General features: G+C 31.9%; 18 protein-coding genes. 7 read left to right on the forward strand and 11 right to left on the reverse strand.

All coding sequences use genetic code 11. From position 1 onward, the window contains the following. Positions 1-81 precede the first annotated feature (81 nt). The gene (locus Q4Q40_RS13630; RefSeq protein ID WP_303302413.1) at positions 82-819 is read left to right on the forward strand and encodes a DUF6503 family protein; all 738 of its coding nucleotides are present in this window, start codon (positions 82-84) and stop codon (positions 817-819) included. Between the two features lie 8 nt (positions 820-827). Here Q4Q40_RS13630 and Q4Q40_RS13635 read toward each other — a convergent pair whose 3' ends face one another. From Q4Q40_RS13635 to clpB, 8 genes are all read right to left on the reverse strand, one after another. Further along, the gene (locus Q4Q40_RS13635) at positions 828-1,367 is read right to left on the reverse strand and encodes a GNAT family N-acetyltransferase (RefSeq protein WP_303302414.1); all 540 of its coding nucleotides are present in this window, start codon (positions 1,365-1,367) and stop codon (positions 828-830) included. Between the two features lie 4 nt (positions 1,368-1,371). Further along, positions 1,372-2,070 carry a purine-nucleoside phosphorylase gene (deoD, locus tag Q4Q40_RS13640; RefSeq protein ID WP_303302416.1) on the reverse strand — a complete coding sequence of 233 codons (699 nt, stop codon included), beginning with the start codon at positions 2,068-2,070 and terminating at the stop codon, positions 1,372-1,374. Continuing rightward, a complete protein-coding gene (gene deoC, locus Q4Q40_RS13645; protein ID WP_303302417.1) occupies positions 2,067-2,738 on the reverse strand; it encodes a deoxyribose-phosphate aldolase in 672 nt (223 codons plus the stop codon). The genes deoD and deoC (Q4Q40_RS13645) overlap by 4 nt, the downstream gene beginning before the upstream one ends. 216 nt (positions 2,739-2,954) lie before the next feature. Beyond that, positions 2,955-3,602 carry a deoxyribose-phosphate aldolase gene (gene deoC, locus Q4Q40_RS13650; RefSeq protein ID WP_303302419.1) on the reverse strand — a complete coding sequence of 216 codons (648 nt, stop codon included), beginning with the start codon at positions 3,600-3,602 and terminating at the stop codon, positions 2,955-2,957. 190 nt (positions 3,603-3,792) lie between these two features. Continuing rightward, positions 3,793-4,287, reverse strand: a complete 495-nt coding sequence (locus tag Q4Q40_RS13655) for an acyl-CoA thioesterase (protein WP_303302420.1) — start codon at positions 4,285-4,287, stop codon at positions 3,793-3,795. A 50-nt stretch (positions 4,288-4,337) separates the two neighbouring features. Continuing rightward, a complete protein-coding gene (locus Q4Q40_RS13660) occupies positions 4,338-4,934 on the reverse strand; it encodes a TetR/AcrR family transcriptional regulator (RefSeq protein ID WP_303302421.1) in 597 nt (198 codons plus the stop codon). Between the two features lie 123 nt (positions 4,935-5,057). Next, entirely contained in the window at positions 5,058-5,429 is a 372-nt protein-coding gene (locus Q4Q40_RS13665) for a hypothetical protein (RefSeq protein ID WP_303302422.1), read from the reverse strand. Between the two features lie 189 nt (positions 5,430-5,618). Beyond that, positions 5,619-8,225, reverse strand: coding sequence for an ATP-dependent chaperone ClpB (clpB, locus tag Q4Q40_RS13670; RefSeq protein WP_303302423.1), 2,607 nt, complete (start codon positions 8,223-8,225; stop codon positions 5,619-5,621). A 602-nt stretch (positions 8,226-8,827) separates the two neighbouring features. On the opposite strand from clpB, the gene Q4Q40_RS13675 reads away from it, so the two are divergent. The 4 genes from Q4Q40_RS13675 (at position 8,828) to Q4Q40_RS13690 (ending at position 13,561) form a co-directional block, all read left to right on the forward strand. Continuing rightward, complete coding sequence (locus tag Q4Q40_RS13675) at positions 8,828-11,857, forward strand: DUF8693 domain-containing protein (protein ID WP_303302424.1); 3,030 nt, start codon at positions 8,828-8,830, stop codon at positions 11,855-11,857. 197 nt (positions 11,858-12,054) lie between these two features. Continuing rightward, positions 12,055-12,444 (forward strand): bacillithiol system redox-active protein YtxJ, encoded by a 390-nt coding sequence (ytxJ, locus tag Q4Q40_RS13680; RefSeq protein WP_303302425.1) that lies wholly within the window; start codon positions 12,055-12,057, stop codon positions 12,442-12,444. A gap of 31 nt (positions 12,445-12,475) precedes the next feature. Beyond that, positions 12,476-13,087 (forward strand): methyltransferase domain-containing protein, encoded by a 612-nt coding sequence (locus Q4Q40_RS13685; RefSeq protein WP_303302426.1) that lies wholly within the window; start codon positions 12,476-12,478, stop codon positions 13,085-13,087. Between the two features lie 63 nt (positions 13,088-13,150). Beyond that, positions 13,151-13,561, forward strand: coding sequence for a VOC family protein (locus Q4Q40_RS13690; RefSeq protein ID WP_303302428.1), 411 nt, complete (start codon positions 13,151-13,153; stop codon positions 13,559-13,561). Between the two features lie 63 nt (positions 13,562-13,624). Here the strand turns inward: Q4Q40_RS13690 and Q4Q40_RS13695 are convergent, their stop codons facing one another. Next, complete coding sequence (locus Q4Q40_RS13695; protein WP_303302429.1) at positions 13,625-14,803, reverse strand: hypothetical protein; 1,179 nt, start codon at positions 14,801-14,803, stop codon at positions 13,625-13,627. Positions 14,804-15,517: 714 nt separating this feature from the next. Here Q4Q40_RS13695 and Q4Q40_RS13700 point away from each other — a divergent pair. Then, positions 15,518-17,005: a PQQ-dependent sugar dehydrogenase gene (locus tag Q4Q40_RS13700; protein ID WP_303302430.1), complete on the forward strand. Its 1,488-nt coding sequence runs from the start codon at positions 15,518-15,520 to the stop codon at positions 17,003-17,005. Between the two features lie 211 nt (positions 17,006-17,216). Here Q4Q40_RS13700 and fahA read toward each other — a convergent pair whose 3' ends face one another. Beyond that, the gene (fahA, locus tag Q4Q40_RS13705; RefSeq protein ID WP_303302431.1) at positions 17,217-18,500 is read right to left on the reverse strand and encodes a fumarylacetoacetase; all 1,284 of its coding nucleotides are present in this window, start codon (positions 18,498-18,500) and stop codon (positions 17,217-17,219) included. A 203-nt stretch (positions 18,501-18,703) separates the two neighbouring features. Between fahA and glyA the strand changes: the two genes are divergently transcribed. Further along, on the forward strand, positions 18,704-19,975 hold the full coding sequence (gene glyA / locus Q4Q40_RS13710; RefSeq protein ID WP_303302432.1) for a serine hydroxymethyltransferase: 1,272 nt from the start codon (positions 18,704-18,706) through the stop codon (positions 19,973-19,975). Between the two features lie 336 nt (positions 19,976-20,311). Here glyA and Q4Q40_RS13715 read toward each other — a convergent pair whose 3' ends face one another. After that, positions 20,312-21,877, reverse strand: a complete 1,566-nt coding sequence (locus Q4Q40_RS13715) for a hypothetical protein (RefSeq protein ID WP_303302433.1) — start codon at positions 21,875-21,877, stop codon at positions 20,312-20,314. Between the last annotated feature and the right edge of the window lie 30 nt (positions 21,878-21,907).

Consider the following 21,907-nt stretch of genomic DNA (forward strand, 5'->3'; position numbering starts at 1 on the left):
AGAATAAAGAAAAAAGGCATAATTTTAATAATTCCCAAAGTAAGTAATAATTAGCTTTACGACTTACAATAAAAAAATCACATGAAATTTTTTAAAAAAGTAGCATTATTTTGTTTTATAGTAACGTGCCTCTCAAGTTGTGAAAATAAAAATGCACAATTTATTATAGATACAGCAATAAATGTTTCTGGTGGCTCATTATTAGATTCATCGAATATTAGTTTTAATTTTAGAGATAAACATTATATCGCAAAGCGTAATAAAGGCAGTTTTTTATACGGGAGATCATTTACAAATTCCACTGATTCCATTTTAGATATTTTAACGAATAAAGGCTTTGAACGTTTTATAAATAACAATTTTGTTGACACACCAGATAGTATGGCAGTAAAATATAGTAGTTCTATAAATTCTGTACATTATTTTTCGGTATTGCCATATGGTTTAAATAGTGAGGCGGTGAATAAGCAATATTTAGGTAAAGCTACTATTAAGAAAAAAACGTATTATAAAATTAAAATTACTTTTAATGAAGAAGGAGGCGGCGAAGATTTTGAAGATGAATTTATCTATTGGGTAGATACTAAAACATTTAAAATGGATTATTTGGCTTATTCTTATGCAGAAGATGATGAATTAGGATTTCGTTTTAGAGCAGCTTATAATGAGCGTTATATAAAAGGAATAAGATTTGTAGATTATATTAATTTTAAACCACTTGATAAAAATGCAAATCTATTATCTCTAGATAGTTTATATGCTGTTAACGGTTTAAAAGAATTATCAAGAATTGATCTTGAGGAAATAAAAGTTGAATAGCAATAGTTTTATAGTGATTTACTCATAAGTAACATCCCTCTTAAATGTTTGTGAATACGATCAAATTCTAATGACATATTATTAATTTCTTTGTAGCCTTGTTTGGTGTAAAAAGCTAAAGCTTGTTGCTGAGTATCCATAGCCTCTAACCAAATATGTGTGTTATTATTTTGTCTTGCTATTTTTTCAACCCAATTAAATAATTGTTTCCCAACTCCCTTACCTTGTACTTCGTCGCTTAAATAAACACGATGTAAATAAGTTGTTAATTGATTAGGAAATTCTTTTAACTCTTGATCGACAACCAGTCTTAATATTCCAACGATTTTTGAATTATAAATCACGAAAAAATAAGAAGCATCGGTGTTCTTTAACTCTTCCTTAAAGTTATTTATACCATAGCTTTTATTTAAATACCAGCTACAATCTTCATGTTTCCATAAATGCTTGTATGGTGGCGGGTAAATACGATCCATAAGCTCAACTAATACCGAATGGTTTTCAAATTTGATACTTTGAAGAAGAAGCGTTTTAGAAATTGATATCATAAAATTAAGCCAGTTCTAACGCGATTTCTATCATCTCTTTAAAAGTAGTTTCGCGTTCTTTGCTTGTAGTATGTTCTCCAGTAACTAAAGAATCAGAAATTGTTAAAATAGTTAAAGCACTTACACTATGTTTTGCTGCGATGGTATATAAACCAGCAGTTTCCATGTCGACGCAAAGTACTCCAAATTTAGACCATTTTTTATAAGATTCAAAGTCATCCTCATAAAATTCGTCCGAAGTAAAAACGTTTCCTGCCTTTAATGGAATATTTTTATTTTTAGCAACTTCTATAGCTTTCTGAAATAAATCAAAATTAGCAGTAGGAGCGTAGTCGGCACCACTAAATCGTAATTTGTTGACACCAGAATTTGAAGATGCAGCCATTGCTAGAACAATATCTCTAATGTTTACATGTTTTTGGTACGATCCAGCGCTACCTACACGTATTAAATTTTTAACGTTATATTCAGTAATTAGCTCATGTGTATAAATAGATATAGAAGGAATCCCCATGCCAGTTCCCATTACAGAAACTCGCTTACCGTTATATATCCCAGTATATCCATACATGCCTCTTATTTTATTGAAACAAACTGGGTTTTCGAAAAAAGTTTCAGCGATCCACTTAGCTCTTAAAGGGTCGCCTGGAAGTAAAATAGTTTCAGCAATGTCACCTTTTTTAGCTTCTATATGTAAGCTCATTTTCTGTAAATTGTATGTGTAGAAGCTCCTCTTAGTATAGTAACTCCAGATGATGTGCCTATACGATCCACTCCTAAGTTAATATATTCTATAGCCGTTTTATAGTTTTTTATACCTCCAGAAGCTTTTATTTTAGTACCATCTAAGCAAACACTTTTTATAAGTTTTACATCGTTTAATGTAGCACCAGCAGTTCCGTATCCTGTTGATGTTTTTATAAAGTCTGCACCGCCTTGTATAGCTAATTCACTAGCTATAATTATTTCAGATTCTTCAAGATAGCATGTTTCTAAAATAACTTTTAAGGTATTATTTGGCATACATTTTTTTACAGCTTCAATATCTTTCAATACGGCATCAAAGTTTTTGCTTTTTAATAAACCAATATTAATAACCATATCGATTTCATCAGCACCATTTTTTAAAGCCACAGTTGCTTCTGTTACTTTAGATTTAGTACCCATTGACCCTAATGGAAAACCAACAACACTACAAACTTTAACATTGGTATTTACTAATAGCTCTTTGGCTAAAGTTACATAACAACCGCTCACACAAACAGAGAAAAATTTATGTTTTCTTGCTTCTTCACAAAGTTTACCAATATTATTTAAGGTGGCAGTTGGTTTTAGAAGTGTATGATCTATATATTGATTAATTGGTTTCATGTAATGTTGGTTAAAATTAAGATTATTTTTCTAAACCGAAAATTGGATTAAAAGTATAATTTAGATTAAGTTAAATGTGCGTATCTTATTTATATACGTACAATAACTTTAATCAGATTTTAAAGCATGCAGAAGTTTAGAATTTCTCGATTTGTTTCATAAAAAAAAGGCTTTTAAAAATGTTTTCAAAAGCCTTTTTCTATAATTTAAACGATCTTAAATAGATTGCTTTTTTTTGTTAAAATCTGATGAAACACATACTCTACTAACGCCTATATCAATATATTTTTGTACAGTTTCAATATCATCAATGCCACCTGATGCACATATTTTAATACTATCTTTAACCGTTTTTTTAATAATTTTAACAACGGTTAATGTGGCACCTCCTTTTGAAAATCCACTAGAGGTTTTAATATAGTCCACTTTGGCGTCTAAAGAAATTTCACAAGCTTTTATGATTTCATTTTTGTTTAACTCAGAAACCTCTATAATAACTTTTAAAGGGGTTTCTCCTATAGCAAATTTAACATCGCTAATATCTTTTAAAACAGATACATAATTTTTACTCTTAAGAAATCCAAGATTAATAACCATATCAATTTCATCAGCTCCATCACTAATAGCCTGATTTGCTTCGTACACTTTTGATGGTGTAGCCGTAGAACCGAGAGGAAATCCAATAACCGAACAAACTTTAATACTTGTTTGTTCTAATAATTGTTTTGCTAATGCTACGTAAGAACTGCTAACACAAACGGCATAGAACTTGTTTTTTTTTGCCTCATGGCATAGGTCAATAATATTACGCTCTGTGGTAGTAGGGCTTAAAAGTGTATAATCAATATACTTGGAAATGTCCATTGCTATTAGTAGGTTTTAAAAGTTCATTTAAGGGTATAAACTTGAATTGTCTATTTTTTGTATAAGTTTAGGGACTTACACAAGACACAAATTTACATATTTATCTTGATATTAAATTTACAAAATCCTATTTTTATTAACATCAAGACCTAATATTTTACTACTAAACCACCGTTCTGTATGAGTAAACTTACATATTGTTAACAAGGTTGGATTTTAGAAGGCTGAGTCGCTCATCAAAGGTAAATGCATTTACAGGATTATTGACATTTTCGAACAGTTGCATTAAATCTTCTGTGTGGATGTCTCGTTTTTGTTTCAATAAATTAAAATGAACAAAACCACACCAAATAATAGCTTTTAAATGAGTTTTGTCCTCATTATACATACGCATTTCTACTTGTAATTCACTATTTGTAAAACGTATTAATTGAGACTCCATAGTTACAGTTTCCATTAAAAAAGCAGGTTTTAGATAGGCAATTTGATTACTGCTTGATACCCAGCTTTTTCCAGTTAGTTTTGCCATTTTATAGATGTCTATGTCATAATGTTTTATGAGTGCATCTTCACGATGATTCATAAAATAGTTTATATAACTTCCATTATTTAAATGATTGAAAGGATCGCAGTCTTGAAATCTGATTTTCGTTTTACTTTGTAAAATATCTAATAATTGGTTCATAATGGATATTATTTAAATATACCGAACGGTATGTTTTGATTAAAAAAATATTATATTTTTAGTTCTGTGTTTATTACATTGTCTATCATGTCCATAGTGTCTTGTAAGTAAAAATCATCATCCATGGTATAAGTCATAAATATGGCACCTTGTATCATAGTATCTAATCGTTTAGCAAAATGCATGGCGTTTATTTCTGATGAGATTTCGCCTGCATCAATACCATCTTCGATTAGTGTTGCTACTTGATCTTGAATACGCTCTATAACTTGTCTTACTCTTTGAAGCAAAAGGGTATTTTGATTGTTTGCATCCACACCAATATTTATAATAGGACAACCACCAAGTTCTTTACTGTAGTCATAGTAGTTTCTATAAAAATCGGTTATAAGAAATAATTTTTTAATTGGGGAATCACTATTTGATAAATGATCAGCAATTCGTTTCATCATGTTTTTAACAGTAAACTTAAAAGAAGCTATAGCTAAATCCTCTTTATTTTTAAAATTACCATATATAGCACCTTTTGTTAAGCCTGTGGCACTAGTAACATCGCTTAGGCTGGTAGCAGCATAGCCATTCTTATTAAAAATAGGCGCTACTATTTCCAGTATGTATTGTGATGTAAGTTCTGCTTTTGTTGTCATATTTTACAAAGATACAAAAAAATATACCAATTGGTATATTTTAAATAAAAATGATATTTTTAACTGCTTATGTTGATCGTTTATATAGTACTGAAGTTTTGGTTGTTAATGATAAACAACAAACTATTGAAGAGAGACAGGTTTATTTTCCATTATGATTTTATGTACCCAAGCCATAGCGAGGCTTAAAGAGTCGAAAATTTGATAAGGCTTATCAAAAAACTTTAATTCATATTCTGCATTATTACGCATTAATTGAGTTTTAGCAATCACAGCAATGGCCAATAAATTGGGTATTTTTTCAGTTTCTGAATAAATGAGTGGATTTACGGAATAAGATTTTACCCTATTAGAAATATAAACCATGTTTTTACCACTAAAATATTTCTGCACAATCTCATTCAATTTATCATTGTGATGACTTTCAATAGAAACACCTTCTTTAATTTGATTTATAATGAAGTCATCAAAGACAAAAACTTCCGTGTCTTTCAATTTAATATATTTGATTATCCCCATGTGGGAATTTACGTAATTTATTAATTATTAACAAATTATAATATTTCAAAAAATCCTTTATTAAAAAAGCAACAATTATCTCATTAAAGATTCATGTTGCTTTTCAACTAACCAATCAATTAATAAACTACTGAAATACAGTTTTTTTATTGAGTCTGTTAAATTTTAAAACTCTTCTGCGATTAAATTACCTTGATTTCTAAAAACTAATTCATCATCAAAAACGTCTAATAAAATAACGCTATCCGTCGTAATTTTTCCTGCTAATATCTCTTTACTCAAGGCATTTAAAACTTCTTTTTGAATCACACGTTTTACTGGTCTTGCACCGTATTCTGGCTGGTATCCTTTTTCAGCTAAATATAGTATGGCTTCTTGTGTTGCATCAAAAATAATGTCTTGCTGACCTATCATTTTTTTAAGTGCTTTTAATTGCAACTCAACAATAGCTGTAATATTTTCTTTGTTTAAGGGCGTAAACATAATAATATCATCAATTCTATTTAAAAACTCTGGACGAACACTTTGTTTTAGTAATCCTAAGACATCGATTTTTGCTGCTTCAATGGCAGAATCAATATCTTTGGTAGCTTCAAAACGTTCTTGTATTAAATGGCTTCCTATATTTGAAGTCATGATAATAATGGTGTTTTTAAAATCTGCTATACGACCCTTGTTATCTGTTAAATGTCCTTCATCCAAAACTTGTAATAAAATATTAAATGTGTCTGGGTGCGCTTTTTCAATTTCGTCTAAAAGTACCACAGAATAAGGTTTGCGTCTTACAGCTTCGGTTAACTGACCGCCTTCGTCGTATCCAACATATCCAGGAGGCGCACCAACTAGTCTGCTTACAGCATGTCGCTCTTGGTACTCACTCATATCAATACGGGTCATTGCATTTTCATCATCAAAAAGATATTCAGCTAAAGTTTTTGCTAATTCTGTTTTTCCAACGCCTGTTGTTCCTAAAAAAAGAAACGTACCTATTGGTTTTTTCGAATTTTGAAGACCTGCTCGGCTTCTTCTAACGGCATCACTAACAGCAACAATGGCTTCTTCTTGACCAACCACGCGTTTATGTAGCTCATTTTCAAGTTTAAGTAGTTTTTCACGTTCGCTTTGAACCATTTTTGTTACTGGTATTCCTGTCCATTTGGCAACGACTTCTGCAATATCATCATAAGTAACTTCTTCTTTTATCAATGAGTTTTCAGATTGTGCTTGTAATTGTACCTGAAATGTTTCAAGCTGTTCTTGCGCGTCTTTAATTTTTCCATAACGTAATTCTGCTACTTTTCCGTAGTCGCCATCACGTTCGGCGCGTTCTGCTTCTAACTTATAGTTTTCAATATCTTGCTTTGTATTCTGAATCGTGTCAACCACTTCTTTTTCACTTTTCCATTTTGCATTAATTTCATTTCTGGTTTCTTTTATATTGGCAAGATCGGCACGTAGGCTTTTTAATTTAGATTCGTCTTTCTCACGTTTAATAGCTTCTATTTCAATTTCTAACTGCATGATCTTTCTGTCTAAAACGTCCAGTTCTTCTGGTTTGGAATTAATTTCCATACGCAGTTTAGAAGCAGCTTCGTCCATTAAATCGATAGCTTTATCAGGTAAAAAACGATTGGTAATATAACGTTCAGATAATTCGACAGCTCCAATAATGGCTTCATCTTTTATACGAACTTTATGATGTGTTTCATATTTTTCTTTAATCCCACGTAGTATTGAAATGGCACTTTCTGTATCTGGTTCGTCAACCATTACTTTTTGAAAACGACGTTCTAAAGCTTTATCTTTTTCAAAGTATTTTTGGTACTCATCTAAAGTAGTTGCTCCAATGGCACGAAGTTCACCACGTGCCAAAGCTGGTTTTAAAATATTGGCGGCATCCATAGCACCTTGTCCGCCACCAGCACCAACAAGGGTATGGATTTCATCTATAAATAAAACAATATCGCCTTCGCTTGTAGTTACTTCTTTAATAACGGCTTTTAGGCGTTCTTCAAATTCACCTTTATATTTGGCGCCAGCAATTAAGGCTCCCATATCTAAAGCAAAGATTTGTTTGTCTTTTAGGTTTTCGGGAATATCACCATCAATAATTCTATGTGCTAAACCTTCTGCAATGGCTGTTTTTCCAGTACCTGGTTCTCCAACAAGTATGGGGTTGTTTTTGGTTCTACGTGATAAAATTTGAAGAATACGACGTATTTCTTCATCACGACCAATAACAGGGTCTAATTTTCCATCTTTTGCTAATTGATTTAAGTTTTTTGCGTATTTATTTAATGAGTTATAAGTGTCTTCTTGACTTTGTGAGGTCACATTATCACCTTTACGCAATTCTTCAATAGCAGCTTTTAAGCCTTTTTCATTAACCCCTTGGTCTTTTAGCATTTGTGCTATTTTGCTATTTGATTTAAAAACAGCTAGGATGAGATGTTCTATAGAAACAAAATCATCTTTCATTTTTTTTGCAATAATGGATGCTTCATTAAGGCTTTTACCAGCGTCACGAGATAGCATTAATTCACTACCAGAAACTTTCGAAAAACTTTCCAATTGTTTATCTAAAGCTAATTGAAGTATGGAAATATTTACATTTAATTTTTTTAAAATGAATGGCAATACGTTTTCATCAACTTCAAAAATACCTTTAAAAAGATGTTCATTTTCAATTTGTTGATGCGAGAAGCCTTGTGCAATTTGCTGTGCTTGCTGGATGGCTTCTTGAGATTTTATGGTATAATTATTTAAATTCATCGATTTGTTTTTTATCATTCTCTCGCAATAAGGAATGTGTTTATTACTTTTACAACTTGATTAAGTCAATAATCTTACCAATACATTTCGAGAGACAAAATGTCATACAAAAGCATTAGTTTGCTGACTTTTAGTCAGTTTATAAGATTTGGAATTAGCTTTGGTTTAAATGATATATCGAATTAATATAATTTTCATTTTAAGAAAATAAATATATAGTATTAAATTTATACACCAATATGAAAAAATTGGCATAATTATAAATAGACTCTTCCATTTTTTTTAAATCTATGCATATTGAATGATGTAATTAATGCCTTTTTGTATGAAATTACGCTATTTTTTTAAGGGTTATATAGCCTCATAAATTATTTTTTTGAAAGTTATTTATTATATTAATTAGAGTTTTATTCTTCCTAAAATAACTGTATTGACAGTGGTTTAATACGTAATAAGCTATATTTTATGAAATTATTAATAATTTTAAAATTAGTAGCTTGTTAATTACCAACAGATTAAATTTAATCTGTAATTTGCGTTGCAATTTAACCTCAAATTAAGACCCTAATTATCAATCTCTCAACTCTCAATTCTCTAAAATTATGTATAGTCCCAAAAACCTACTGCTATTATTGGTATGCTTTACCTTTTTTTTAAAAACTAATTCTCAAACTGGTCCTGGTGGTGTAGGCGACGGATCTGCAAATTTAATGTTATGGCTACGTGCCGATGTAGGTGTTGAATCTTCAACTGGTATTGATGCTACAAATGGCGACAATGTATCTTCATGGCTTGATCAAAGCGGCGATAATAATGATGCTAGCTCAATTAATGCGCCTAACTACCAAACGGCTCAACATAATGGTTACCCTGCTGTACATTTTACAAGTGTAAGTAGTGAGTATATGAATATTCCTGATTATACTAATTTTCCATCGGGTAACGAAGACAGGACATATATATTTGTTGGAGAAGGTTCTTCTGGTGCTGGAAATCAAAACCTTCTTTATCATGGATCTACCAACACTACTGTAGCTGGTTATGGAAGGCGAATTAACATAACGAATAATCATAATGAAATTAGTATGGCTATAAATGGCCAGAGGTACGGAAGTACTTTAACAAGTTCTACAGCTTTACGTGTAGGAACTATTGTTTTTCCGGTAGGTAGTACAGATTCTGATGAGTTTACATTTTATGATAATGGTGGACTTATAGCATCATCTGGTCTTGCCGGTAACGTCCAAACTATAAACACAGATAATGAAATTGCTAGGATAGGTGCTAATCGTAATATTACCCGTTTTTATGATGGTGATATGTGTGAACTTATTGTATTTGATAGGGAAATTAATGATGCAGAGTTTATTATTATTCATAACTATGTTTCTGCTAAATATGGTACCACACTTGCTGCAAACGATTTATATACACAAGATGATTCTGGGAACGGAGATTTTGACCATCATGTAGCTGGTATAGGCCGAGTTAATGGTTCTAATTCTCATTCAGATTCTCAAGGTACAGGTATTGTTAGAATAAATAACCCTTCTGCGCTTTCTAATGGTGATTATTTATTTTGGGGTGAAGACACTAAAGATTATACTTTTTCTACTAATTCTTCAACATATAGAGAACACCTAAACTCTAAATGGCGCGTTAGTAAAATAAACGATTTAGGTACTGTTACTGTTTCTTTCGATATTTCTGGTATAGATTTATCTGCTAAGCAAAGTTGCCGAGATTTAGAATTTGTTGTTGATAATGATAGTGATTTTTCTTCACCTACTGTATACAGCTTAACCATTTCTGGGTCTACAGCGACAGCAACTCTAGTGAATTTTAATGATGGAGACTATTTCTCACTTAGATATTTAGATCAAATCGTGTGGGATGGCACTTCTTTTTTTAATGGTTCTGGTGCTGCTAATGCCCCTAACAGTTCAGATAACTGTTTAAAACTTACTGTAAAATCTGGTATAACTGGTTTGCTTACTTTTGATGCTTATGTTCGTGAAGTGGAAGTTGAATCTGGAGGTACATTAAATGTTGCCGATGGTATATTGTTAGAAGTGGATGACCAAGTTGTTATTGATGGAGTTATCGATTTATTAGGTGAAGCACAACTTATTCAACAACATACTAACACAACGTCCAACTCTGGTACTGGGGTCTTAGTAAAAAGACAACAAGGAACTAATAGCTTATTTAATTATAATTATTGGAGTGCACCTGTAAACACTGGTGGTTTTTGGCAAATTGGGTATTTAGAAGATGCCGCTGGCGTTATAAATTTTCATAGTAACATTAATGCTAATGCTGCTACATCTCCTACTACGCTTAGTAGTAGATGGCTATATGGGTATAATGGATTGTTAAATACGTTTTCAGAATGGAGCGCATTTACAACAACTAGCGATTTACCCCCAGGTATTGGTTATACTATGAAAGGATCTGGTACCACAGACCCTGAACAAGAATATATATTTAAAGGCACACCTAATGATGGTAATTACTCTATATCTGTTACCGCTGGTAATGAGATTTTAATAGGAAATCCATACCCTTCGGCTTTAAATGCGGACCAATTTATAACTGATAACGCTTCGGTTATAGAAGGCACATTATATTTTTGGGAGCAGGGAACAACAAACAATAGTCATTATCTATCTCAATATATAGGCGGATTTGCTACTTACAATTCACTAATGGGAGTCGCCGCTGCCGCAATACCAGATGCATCGGGGCTTGCAAGCGGTACTAGCTTTTCTGCGAAAGGAATACCTACTGGTAATATTAGTGTCGCTCAAGGTTTCTTTACAGCTATAGATAATACTGGGAGTATTGTTTTTAATAACCAGCAAAGAATATTTGCTAAAGAATCAGATATTACAGATGCTCCTATATTCCATAAAACCACAAACGAAAAAACAGCAAAAGTAAATAGTGATAAGGATCTAAGACCGAAAATTTGGTTCTCCTTTACAGATCCTAGTCAATTTACAAGTTTTTTAGGTTTAGGATATGATTCTAATAATGCTACTACGGGGTATGATAAAGGGTATGATGGCAAATTATACAGAGACCAAGAAAATGATATGTATTGGATGCTAAATGATAAAAAATTAATCATTCAAGCTTTACCCAATATTAATATTGAAGATCAATTGCCTGTTACTATAAAAGTAACTGATGATGGCTTATATAAATTTGCTATTGATAAAAAGGAAAATGTTCCTGAGGATTTAAATGTTTTCTTGAAAGATAATTACAGTAACTCCTATTATAATTTAAAAGATGAGACTATTGAATTGTATTTACAAAAGAATACATACGAAGATCAATATGTTATTGTATTTCAGGAAAATAATAGTTTAACAACGGGTAATTACGAAAATCAAAATCTTTCGGTTTTTTATGATAAGAAAACTGAAAATTTAATAATAAACAATGATAGCATTTTAAATGATATACAATCTATATCCATATATAACTCTGTTGGTCAAGAAGTACTAAACTTTAAATCTTTAGATGCTAATAGAATAAACATGTCTAAATTTAGTGATGGTATCTACGTTATTAAAGCTAATACTGCAATAAATAAAAATATAGCTAAGTTTTTAAAATATTAAGGGGTTTAAAAATTGTAAAGAAACAATCAAATTACTTACGTCAAATTTGTAAGCTAAGTTAAAATAAATGGACTCAATTAGAAAAAGTGATGCTAATTCTTTTTTAATGGGTTCAAGAATCATATTCTCTCCAAAATTACTACATTGGCAATAATTGAATATATTAATGAGTTTGTGTGTCATAGAAATTTTAAATTATGGGATTATTAAATAAAATATTTGGAGGAACTGGTGAAACAAAGGAGGAGAAGGTAATCCCTTGGATTCCTTTAAATGAAATGCCTCAATTAAACTTTATAGAAAAAAAATCGGCTACTAAAACGCAAGTTATTTTTAAGCATTCTACGCGTTGCGGAATTAGTAGTATGGTTATGAGACAGTTTGTTAGTAGCTATAATTTAACCGAAAAAGATTTAGACTTATATTATTTGGATTTAATAAATTATAGAGACGTTTCTAATGAGGTAGGGTATAAGTTTCAAGTTATGCATGAATCTCCTCAGTTATTAGTTATTAGAAATGGCGTAGTGGTTGCGCATGCATCTCATGGTGCTATTAATGAAATTGATTTAAATAGTTTTGTGTAATTCATACTATTATTAACTTCAACATTTTATAGTGAAAGCGGATAATAACAATGATTTAGAAACATATTGGTCTAAAAGGTATCTCGATCAATCTACTGGATGGGATTTGGGGCATGTTTCAGAGCCTATTCGTTGTTATGTGGATCAGTTAAAGAATAAAGATATTAAGATTTTAGTGCCTGGCGCTGGTAATGCTTATGAGGCTGAATATTTGTATAGGTCTGGTTTTAAGAATACTTATATTGTTGATATATCGGAACTTCCGCTAAATAGTTTTAAAGACAGGGTTTCAGATTTTCCTTCTAAACAGATTATTCATAACGACTTTTTTAAACTTGACAGTACTTTCGATTTAATTATAGAACAAACTTTTATGTGTTCTTTTCCACCTGTTGATACTATTAGACCGCAGTATATTAAAAAAATGTATGACCTCTTAAATGCTAATGGAAAGTTAGTAGGTCTTTGGTTTGATATCCCGCTTTCTGGGGATTTAGAAAAACGTCCGTTTGGAGGAACAAAGTCGGAGTATGTAGCATTATTCTCAACGTATTTTAAAATTAAAACCCTTGAAGAAGCTTATAATTCGGTTTCGAGTAGAAAGGGGCAAGAACTTTTTGGGGTTCTCGAAAAAAGAAGTTAGTTATTATTAAAGGATAACTGCTTTGCAAAATCAATATGTTATTTTATTTATCGATAACTAAAAATGAAACAGTCAATAGTTCATATTGCATTAGTAGTTAAAGACTACGATGAGGCCATAGCCTTTTATACCAAGAAACTAAATTTTGATCTGGTTGAAGATACTTACCAACCAGAACAGGATAAACGTTGGGTTGTTGTTGCTCCACCAGGATCTGTTGGAACTACAATTTTGCTTGCAAGAGCATCAAAACCAGAACAGGAAACGTTTATAGGGGATCAAGCAGGCGGACGTGTTTTTCTATTTTTAAATACGGATGACTTTTGGAGAGATTATAATGAAATGGTCTCAAAAGGCATTGAGTTTGTTAGAGAGCCCAAGGAAGCGGATTACGGGATGGTCGCTGTATTCAAGGATTTATATGGAAATTTATGGGATTTATTGCAATTGAATTCTGAGCATCTTAATTTCTAGAAGGGTGCAACAATAAAATGATTACTATTAAAAAACTCCCAACATAAATTAGGAGTTTTTTAGTTAACCTCTAACTCTATAAGAGCTAATAATATCTTTAAGTTTGAGTTTTAGATCTTCGCCAGTGTCATAAACCATTTGTTCATTGCTAGGGAAGGGGATTCTTTTTTTGTTCAATATTTTGCGATCCTTAGATGCTAAAGCTCTTTTATCGCCTCGCATTCTAGCAAAAAGGTTTTTAAAAACAAACTCGCTATCAATAGTAAAAGTATCTAATAACTGATTTGTTTTTACATCAAAGTAAACAACATCTGCAATTACCTGAGTAGATTTTATTTGAGTAAATTCGCTATATCGCGCTTTTACTTTAACTATTTTATCAATTTTTATATCGTTGCCTAAACTATCTTTAACAACATTACCTTTACTGTCTAATTGATATTTCCAACCGTCAATAATTTCTTTTTCTCTTATATACTCACGCTCTTTAACGCTTTCTGGAGAAACATTAATTTGTTTTAGTTGTAACTGCATGGCATAATCGTAATTAATGTCTTTGCTTGTTTGCGCATGGTATACTGTCCAGAATTGATTTAATCCATACGTATCAAAGTTTAGCAGGTCTTCTTCTAAACGCTGTGGAATAATTTGACGGGTACGGTTTTCTATGGATACGCTTACATAAGCAGTACCTCGTTCGTGAGCTTCTTTTATTAAATCTCTGGTATGTTCGTAATTTGGATTAATAGATTCAATATAGCTTAACACACCGTAAGCTTCTCTAATCTTTGTTTTATCTTCTAATTCTAATAAATCCAATCCTTTTTCATACAAGAAATCTGAAACATTCTCGCGAGATTGTACAATATCATTACTATAATCACTGAATTTAAAAGGAATGTTTTTCCCATCTACAGTCAATGGTAAAATAGGCTTAATAGCTTCTTGGCGTGCATTTAAGTCCAGATAGATTTCATAAATATCCTTATATAATTCAGGATTTTTATCCTTTTTTAAATGGTTTATAGTGTTTAAGTCACGTTCTGCCGCTTTATAGTAAGCGTCTTGCAGCATTAAAACATAATCGTGTTTACGTTTTTTGTCTTTATTAATCTTAAGTTTATTTAAAGCTGTTACAATAGCTTGGTCGTAGTTACCAGAATTAACGGCTGCTTCAACCTGTTTTCGTCCGCTGCAAGCTATAAATATAAGACCTATAGTAAAAAGTAGTAGTTTTTTCATAATGTTAGGGGTTTACAGTTATGATGTTTATATGCCAAATATAATGCCAAAGCTTTAAATACAAAATTTTGAGTCATTTATTTTTAACTTAATCTATTGAATCATAATATATTGTACTATTTTTTACACACGGAAAGTCGTTTCTTAGAAACTTCACCAAAACCAATTAGTGTTCCATCATTCTCACAATGGTTATTATGAATGATAATTTACAGGTGTGTGATCATTGCTAGTGACCACCATTGATTTTGTAAAAAAGATGGAAATTAAATTATGAAAAAACGTTCTACAATAACTAAAGCTAATTATGTGTATAAAAGTCTATTTACGAAAAATGTCTCGTCTTCATTGGCTTACAGGTTAAGTTTTTTATTCAATTTCTATTTTATAAACAAAGATTTTAAGTGTCTTTTTTATTGAGTAATCAATATTATATTTCGGAAAAGTATTAAAGGGAATATAAATCCTTTTGTTTTATATTCGTAAGCAATTAAGAACTGCCTTTTCGGATTTAGAACAACTATTACAATTAAATACACTTACTACATGAAATTCTCAAGATTTAAACAACTTCTTTTACTTTTATTGGTCATGTTTTGTTGTGCTTGTATATTTTTTTTAGGTTTTCTTGTATCTGAGGATGAGATGCGAGGTCATTCAAAGATTAGGAGTTTGTTAAAGGGACTTGAATTAAGTTCTGAACCAATAGTGAAAATGACATCCATATTTACAGAATTAGAGACTGTATCGGTTTCTATTCCAACAGATCGCATTGGAGAAGGTGGGGCTGTAACGTCTTTTAAAGACGAGCTTGTAGTAATTACCCATGAAGGTAGAATTTTTTTGGTAAATGAAGCTGGATATAAAGAAACAGAAATTTTAGCTCCTGATAATGGATTTGAAGCTTACAAAAAAGCATCCTTATCTGATAAGTTTAAGGATTTAACACATGTCTTTGATTGGTTTAGATATAACGATATACTCTATTATTCTGAAAATGAAAATGATTATTTAGTCTTATCTTATACCGAATGGATTGCTGAAAATGAATGTTATGGAACAACCATTTCCAGGATTAAATTACCTGCAAATACGAATTCGTTACTCGATATTAAAATAAAACCTACAGATTGGGATGTTGTATACCGTACGCAACCTTGCCTGAAACTTAAATCAAAATACAGGGCTATAGAAGGCCACATGGCGGGCGGGCGAATAGCGATACGTTCGGGGCATAAAATGGTTCTTGGTAATGGTGATTACCATTGGGATGGCGTATATGCTCCAAAATCTTATGCTCAGGCAACAGACAATGATTATGGTAAAGTTTTAGAGATAGATTTGGACTTAGGAACTTCTAAGCATTTATCAATTGGAAATCGTAATATGCAAGGTGTGGTAGTAGATGATTCAGGTCAAATTTGGATTACCGAACATGGCGTACGAGGCGGGGATGAGCTTAATTTAATTGAACTAGACCAAAACTATGGATGGCCTAATGAAACCTTAGGCACTGCTTATAACCATAATCCTTGGCCAATGAGTAGTAGTTACGGTAGGCATGAGAAATATACGGCTCCAATTTACGCATGGATTCCCTCAATAGCTGTTTCTGGGATTACTCAAATTAATAATTTTCATCCCGCTTGGGATGGTGATTTGTTAGTATCCTCACTTATTGCCAAAAAAATAGTTCGAATTCGCATCAAGGACAAAAGAGTGTTGTTTGCAGAACCGATTGATACTGGGGAAAGAATAAGGTATGTACACCAGCATAGTAACGGCAAAATTGTTTTATGGACTGATAGTAAAAAGATACAATTTATATCACCTATTAATAATAAAGATATTCAGTCTCAGTTAGAGAATTTTTGCAAAACGCAAAAATTGAATGATATTCAGCAGAATAAGTTTTTATCGTATGCAAATAAGTGCATGGAATGTCATGAGTTTAATAATTATAATCATGAAAAAGCACCAGGCTTAGGTGCCATTTTTGATAGAGAAATAGCTACTACCGATTATAAAAATTATTCTAAAGGTTTACGTTCTAAGAATGGTAAATGGACTAAGGAAAACTTAGAGGCATACTTAAGAGATCCGCAATCTTTTGCTCCAGGTACTTTTATGCCAAATCAAGGGATAGAGGATTCTGAAGTGCTAAAAAGTATCATTGCCTTTCTCGAAAAGATTTGTATTTAATCCTGACTGAAGTTAGCTTTTATTAATCCACGCTTATTGTGTGGCAGGAATACTCATTATAAGAAGTTTAGTAAGGCGCATTCAAAATTGTAAGTTGAACTACGCCTTTGCTAATATTTGTGGGTGCACTATTGTTTTATCGTGGCTGGCTAATCCCACTTCCTGTGCTGAACTTGTTTCAGTATTTAGCGGGATCTATGTTTAATACCTTTTATTTTTTACTAAAAACAGGCAACAACTCCGTTTTTACTTCACCAAAACCTATACGTGTACCATCTTTTTCGCAAAACCCTCTCATAATAACAGTATCATGGTCATTAATAAACTTTCGTTCTGTACCATCTTTCATTTTTATAGGGTTTTCACCTCGCCATGAAAGTTCTAGCATAGATCCATAAGAATCTGGCGTTGGTCCAGAAATGGTACCGCTTCCCATCATATCACCAGAATTTATAGGACAGCCATTAACGGTATGGTGTGTTAACTGCTGCGCCATATTCCAGTACATATATTTAAAATTCGATTTGCTAACTACTGTTTCTTTAGCACCTTTTGGTTGTATAGCAACTTCTAAATTAATATCAAAACTCTTTTTTCCTTTGTATTGAAGGTACTCAAGTTGTGGTTTTATAGGCTTTGGACCTTCAACTCTATAAGGCTCTAAAGCATCTAGTGTTACAATCCACGGGGAGATAGAAGATGCAAAGTTTTTAGCTAAAAACGGTCCTAATGGGACATATTCCCACTTTTGGATATCTCTGGCACTCCAATCGTTAAAAACAACGAGTCCAAAAATATATGCTTCGGCTTCTTCAATTGGAATAGGTTCTCCTAAATCGTTCGCATCTGTTGTTATAAAAGCCATTTCTAATTCAAAATCGACTAATTTGCTTGGTCCGAAAACAGGTTCTTTGGCATCACCAGGAAGTGTTTGTCCTTGTGGTCTGTGAACTGGAATCCCAGAAGGAATAATAGAAGAACTTCTACCATGGTATCCAACAGGAATATGTAACCAATTTGGTAATAAGGCATTGTCTGGATCTCTAAACATGGTACCTACATTAGTAGCATGTTCTTTACTGGAGTAAAAATCTGTATAATCTCCAATAAGTACGGGTAATTGCATTTCAATTTCATCTAAACGAAATAATACAACTTCTTTATGTTTTTTGTTGTTTTTAAGGGATGTGTTTTCAGAATCAAAAATATCTGCAATTCTATCACGTACTAAACGCCATGTTTTTCTCCCGTCTGCAATAAAATCATTTAAAGTATCTTGAAGAAAAATATCTTCGGTTAAAGGAATTCCTTTAAAATACCCTAATTGATGTAAAGCTCCAAGGTCTATAGCGGTGTCACCAATACGTGTTCCTATTGTAATGATATCATCTCGAGTTAAGAAAACTCCAAAAGGAATATTTTGAATGGGGAAATCTGAGTTTTTATCTACGTGTAACCACGATTTTCTATCTGGATTGTTAGCTGATAATGGCATAACTTAAAAATGTTTTATTGTTTATTAAATTCGTATCAAACCTACACATTTTTTTTATTTTAATTGAAAAAATGGATAAAAAAATAGATTTAATACAACCGTTAATAAAATGGTTGAAAACTTCATCTTAAATAACCCTTTTTTAATGATATTAATTATTCTATTTCCTATTTTTGCCGAATATTTAATCATAATTTAATTTTATGCAACGCGACGAACAAATTTTTGAACTTATTCAAGCTGAAAAAAAACGCCAATTACATGGTATCGAACTTATTGCATCTGAGAATTTTGTAAGTGATCAGGTTATGGAAGCTGCGGGATCTGTGTTAACAAACAAATATGCTGAAGGTTATCCTGGAAAACGGTATTATGGAGGTTGTGAAGTTGTTGATGAAGTTGAGCAAATTGCTATCGATAGAGCAAAAGCATTGTTTGGTGCTGTATATGTAAATGTACAACCGCACTCGGGAAGTCAGGCAAATACAGCGGTGTATCATGCGTGTTTAAAGCCAGGGGATAAAATTTTAGGTTTCGATCTGTCTCACGGAGGCCATTTAACACATGGATCTCCTGTAAATTTTTCTGGTAAGCTTTACAATCCTGTATTTTACGGGGTAGAGCAGGAGACAGGTGTTTTAAATTATGATAAGATTCAAGAAATAGCAACTAAAGAACAGCCAAAATTAATTATTGCAGGTGCTTCTGCGTATTCTCGCGATATTGATTTTAAGCGTTTTAGAGTGATTGCAGATAGTGTTGGTGCTATTTTAATGGCAGATATCTCACATCCTGCTGGATTAATAGCAAAAGGAATTTTAAACGATCCGATACCACATTGTCATATTGTAACGACTACAACTCATAAGACACTAAGAGGTCCTAGAGGAGGAATTATTATGATGGGGGAAGATTTTGAGAACCCGTTTGGTATTACTTTAAAAAACGGAAACCTTCGTAAGATGTCTTCTTTATTAGATTCTGCTGTTTTTCCAGGAAATCAAGGCGGGCCTTTAGAGCATATTATTGCTGCTAAGGCAATTGCTTTTGGAGAAGCGTTAACAGATAACTTTTTAAATTACCAGTTGCAAGTAAAACGAAATGCTGCAACTATGGCTGAAGCTTTGGTATCTAAAGGGTATAATATTATCTCTGGAGGAACTGATAATCACTGTATGTTAATTGATTTACGAAATAAAAACCTTTCTGGTAAGGATGCAGAACAGGCTTTAGTAAAAGCAGATATTACTGTAAACAAAAACATGGTTCCTTTTGATGATAAGTCTCCGTTTGTAACGTCTGGAATTCGTTTAGGGGTTTCTGCTGTTACAACTCGTGGTTTAAAAGAAGATGCTATGTTGGCTATAGTAGAATTAGTCGATGAAGTGATTACAAATTTTGAAAATGAATCAGCTTTAGAAGCAATAAAAGATAAAGTGAACGCTATGATGAGGGATAAACCTTTATTCGTGTAGAAGCTTTAATACAATGTGTTAATTGAGAAAATCCTGCTTTATGCAGGATTTTTTTGTTTCTAATATGCAAATAAATGTTTTAGATACTATGTGCAAAGGTTGTATTTAGACAAAGATTCTAGTTATTTCTGAATAAAAAGAATTCTACATTTTTGACATCTTTAAACTGAGTTTAGCATTGTATTATTTTTAAGCATATTTAATGACATTGGGGGAAGAACGTGAGAACCTTTTAACTTTAGCTATAAGTATATTTTTAGCTATAAGTATATTTTATGTAAAGCTTTAAATAAAAATGATTGTTTCAGTGATAACTTTCCTAATCTCACAATATTTTTATTCTTCTTCAGGAAACGTAATATGTTGATAGGCTCCCAAGTCTGGAGATGTTGTTCTATTTACATTTAAAATATCTGTTGGTACTTGTGTAGCAAAAGTTGATAAACCTTGGTTTATTGCGGCTGATTCTTCTCCTATAACAAGCTTATTTAATTCTGTATCAAGAAAATTAGGGCTTTCATTAAAAATATTCCCTTCATAGTGATTGGTATCATCCAAATCATAATTGGATCCAGTAAAATTGTTGTTATTGTCTTCAAAACGGATTAAACAATTCGTAAATTTAAAATTAAAAACAACAGCGTCATTTTCTTCTTCTTCAAACTGGATTTCAGGGTTATCATTTCCGTAGATAATACAGTTATTAAAACTGGCTTCGGTTAAATCTGTAATTGTAACATTATTGTCCTCGTCTACAACAAAATTATTGAGTAATACTGAGGGGAATTGTCTAAACCCATTATCCCAATAGTTTACAATCGTACTGTGTGTAAAATTATATTTACCTCCAAATGTTCCTGCAAACGAAGATAAGCCAGTATTATTAATAACGATGTTTTCTGCAGAAATTGAGGTGTTTCTTCCTATAATACCAAAATTGCTAGAGTTATAAATTTGTGAATTGGTGATGGTAAGTTTATCGGAAATAGTATTAGGATTACCATCACATAGTATTCCAACTGATGCATTTTTAATGGTGGCGTAGTTTATTGAGTTGTTAATACTACCATCTAATAACCAAATGGTTCCCCATTGTCCAGGCGTATTAGCAAAATTAGGTTCTAAACGATCGCCTTCAAAAATAACCTCGTTCTCTAATTGGTCTTGATCGTTACTAAAGGCACCATTTACTTGTAATGATGCATTATTAGATACAATTATTCCTGAGTTATCATGAAAATATACACGTGCACCTGCTTCTATCGTTAAGGTTTCATTACTTGGAACCGTTGCAAAACCATAAATAACATAGGGTTTTTCGTTTGTAAAAGTGAGTTCGGTTGGTAATAATTCGCGCCCTTGGAGTTCGGTTTCAATTAATTCACCACCAATATCAAGTGTTAGTGTTTCAATAACTTTTGTGGTATTATCTCGATTAGGATAAATAAAGATGGCGTCTTGTACAAGCGTAACAAGTTCTACTTTTTGAAAGTTTGAATTGGCATCGAATTCAATTTGGTCGGTGTATAAATAACTACGATCTGTGTTTGTAAAATTAGTAATATCTATAGTCGATTCAATAAAAATGAATAAACTATCCTTGGCTAATATTTGTACATCTTCAAAAACTTTACCAGATACACCATCTACATTTAATCTGTAATTGGAAGATTCACCTAATGCTAATTTTAGTGATGGTATGGAAATGTCATTATTACTTCTGTTGTAAACTTTTAAGTTATAGGTACTGGAACCAATATTAGTAAAAACGGTGTCTAAGTAAACGGTGTCTTTTGAGAATTCAAGATTACCAGTGCTTGGGGAAAATTCAAAATCCTTTCTGCAAGAACTCCAAAATATTAAAAAACCTAAGGTTAGTGTGAAGTATAGGTAACGTTTCATTGACATGTATAAATTAAAAGCCTATTAGAG

Origin of the sequence: Flavivirga jejuensis (assembly GCF_030540765.1) — a bacterium.
Classification (GTDB): domain Bacteria; phylum Bacteroidota; class Bacteroidia; order Flavobacteriales; family Flavobacteriaceae; genus Flavivirga; species Flavivirga jejuensis.

Excerpts from the sequence above, each read along its gene's own strand:
- Q4Q40_RS13630 (WP_303302413.1), top strand. The coding sequence starts at position 82 with ATGAAATTTTTTAAAAAAGTAGCATTATTTTGTTTTATAGTAACGTGC.
- Q4Q40_RS13635 (WP_303302414.1), bottom strand. The coding sequence starts at position 1,367 with ATGATATCAATTTCTAAAACGCTTCTTCTTCAAAGTATCAAATTTGAA.
- deoD (WP_303302416.1), bottom strand. The coding sequence starts at position 2,070 with ATGAGCTTACATATAGAAGCTAAAAAAGGTGACATTGCTGAAACTATT.
- deoC (WP_303302417.1), bottom strand. The coding sequence starts at position 2,738 with ATGAAACCAATTAATCAATATATAGATCATACACTTCTAAAACCAACT.
- deoC (WP_303302419.1), bottom strand. The coding sequence starts at position 3,602 with ATGGACATTTCCAAGTATATTGATTATACACTTTTAAGCCCTACTACC.
- Q4Q40_RS13655 (WP_303302420.1), bottom strand. The coding sequence starts at position 4,287 with ATGAACCAATTATTAGATATTTTACAAAGTAAAACGAAAATCAGATTT.
- Q4Q40_RS13660 (WP_303302421.1), bottom strand. The coding sequence starts at position 4,934 with ATGACAACAAAAGCAGAACTTACATCACAATACATACTGGAAATAGTA.
- clpB (WP_303302423.1), bottom strand. The coding sequence starts at position 8,225 with ATGAATTTAAATAATTATACCATAAAATCTCAAGAAGCCATCCAGCAA.
- Q4Q40_RS13675 (WP_303302424.1), top strand. The coding sequence starts at position 8,828 with ATGTATAGTCCCAAAAACCTACTGCTATTATTGGTATGCTTTACCTTT.
- ytxJ (WP_303302425.1), top strand. The coding sequence starts at position 12,055 with ATGGGATTATTAAATAAAATATTTGGAGGAACTGGTGAAACAAAGGAG.
- Q4Q40_RS13690 (WP_303302428.1), top strand. The coding sequence starts at position 13,151 with ATGAAACAGTCAATAGTTCATATTGCATTAGTAGTTAAAGACTACGAT.
- Q4Q40_RS13695 (WP_303302429.1), bottom strand. The coding sequence starts at position 14,803 with ATGAAAAAACTACTACTTTTTACTATAGGTCTTATATTTATAGCTTGC.
- Q4Q40_RS13700 (WP_303302430.1), top strand. The coding sequence starts at position 15,518 with ATGACATCCATATTTACAGAATTAGAGACTGTATCGGTTTCTATTCCA.
- fahA (WP_303302431.1), bottom strand. The coding sequence starts at position 18,500 with ATGCCATTATCAGCTAACAATCCAGATAGAAAATCGTGGTTACACGTA.
- glyA (WP_303302432.1), top strand. The coding sequence starts at position 18,704 with ATGCAACGCGACGAACAAATTTTTGAACTTATTCAAGCTGAAAAAAAA.
- Q4Q40_RS13715 (WP_303302433.1), bottom strand. The coding sequence starts at position 21,877 with ATGAAACGTTACCTATACTTCACACTAACCTTAGGTTTTTTAATATTT.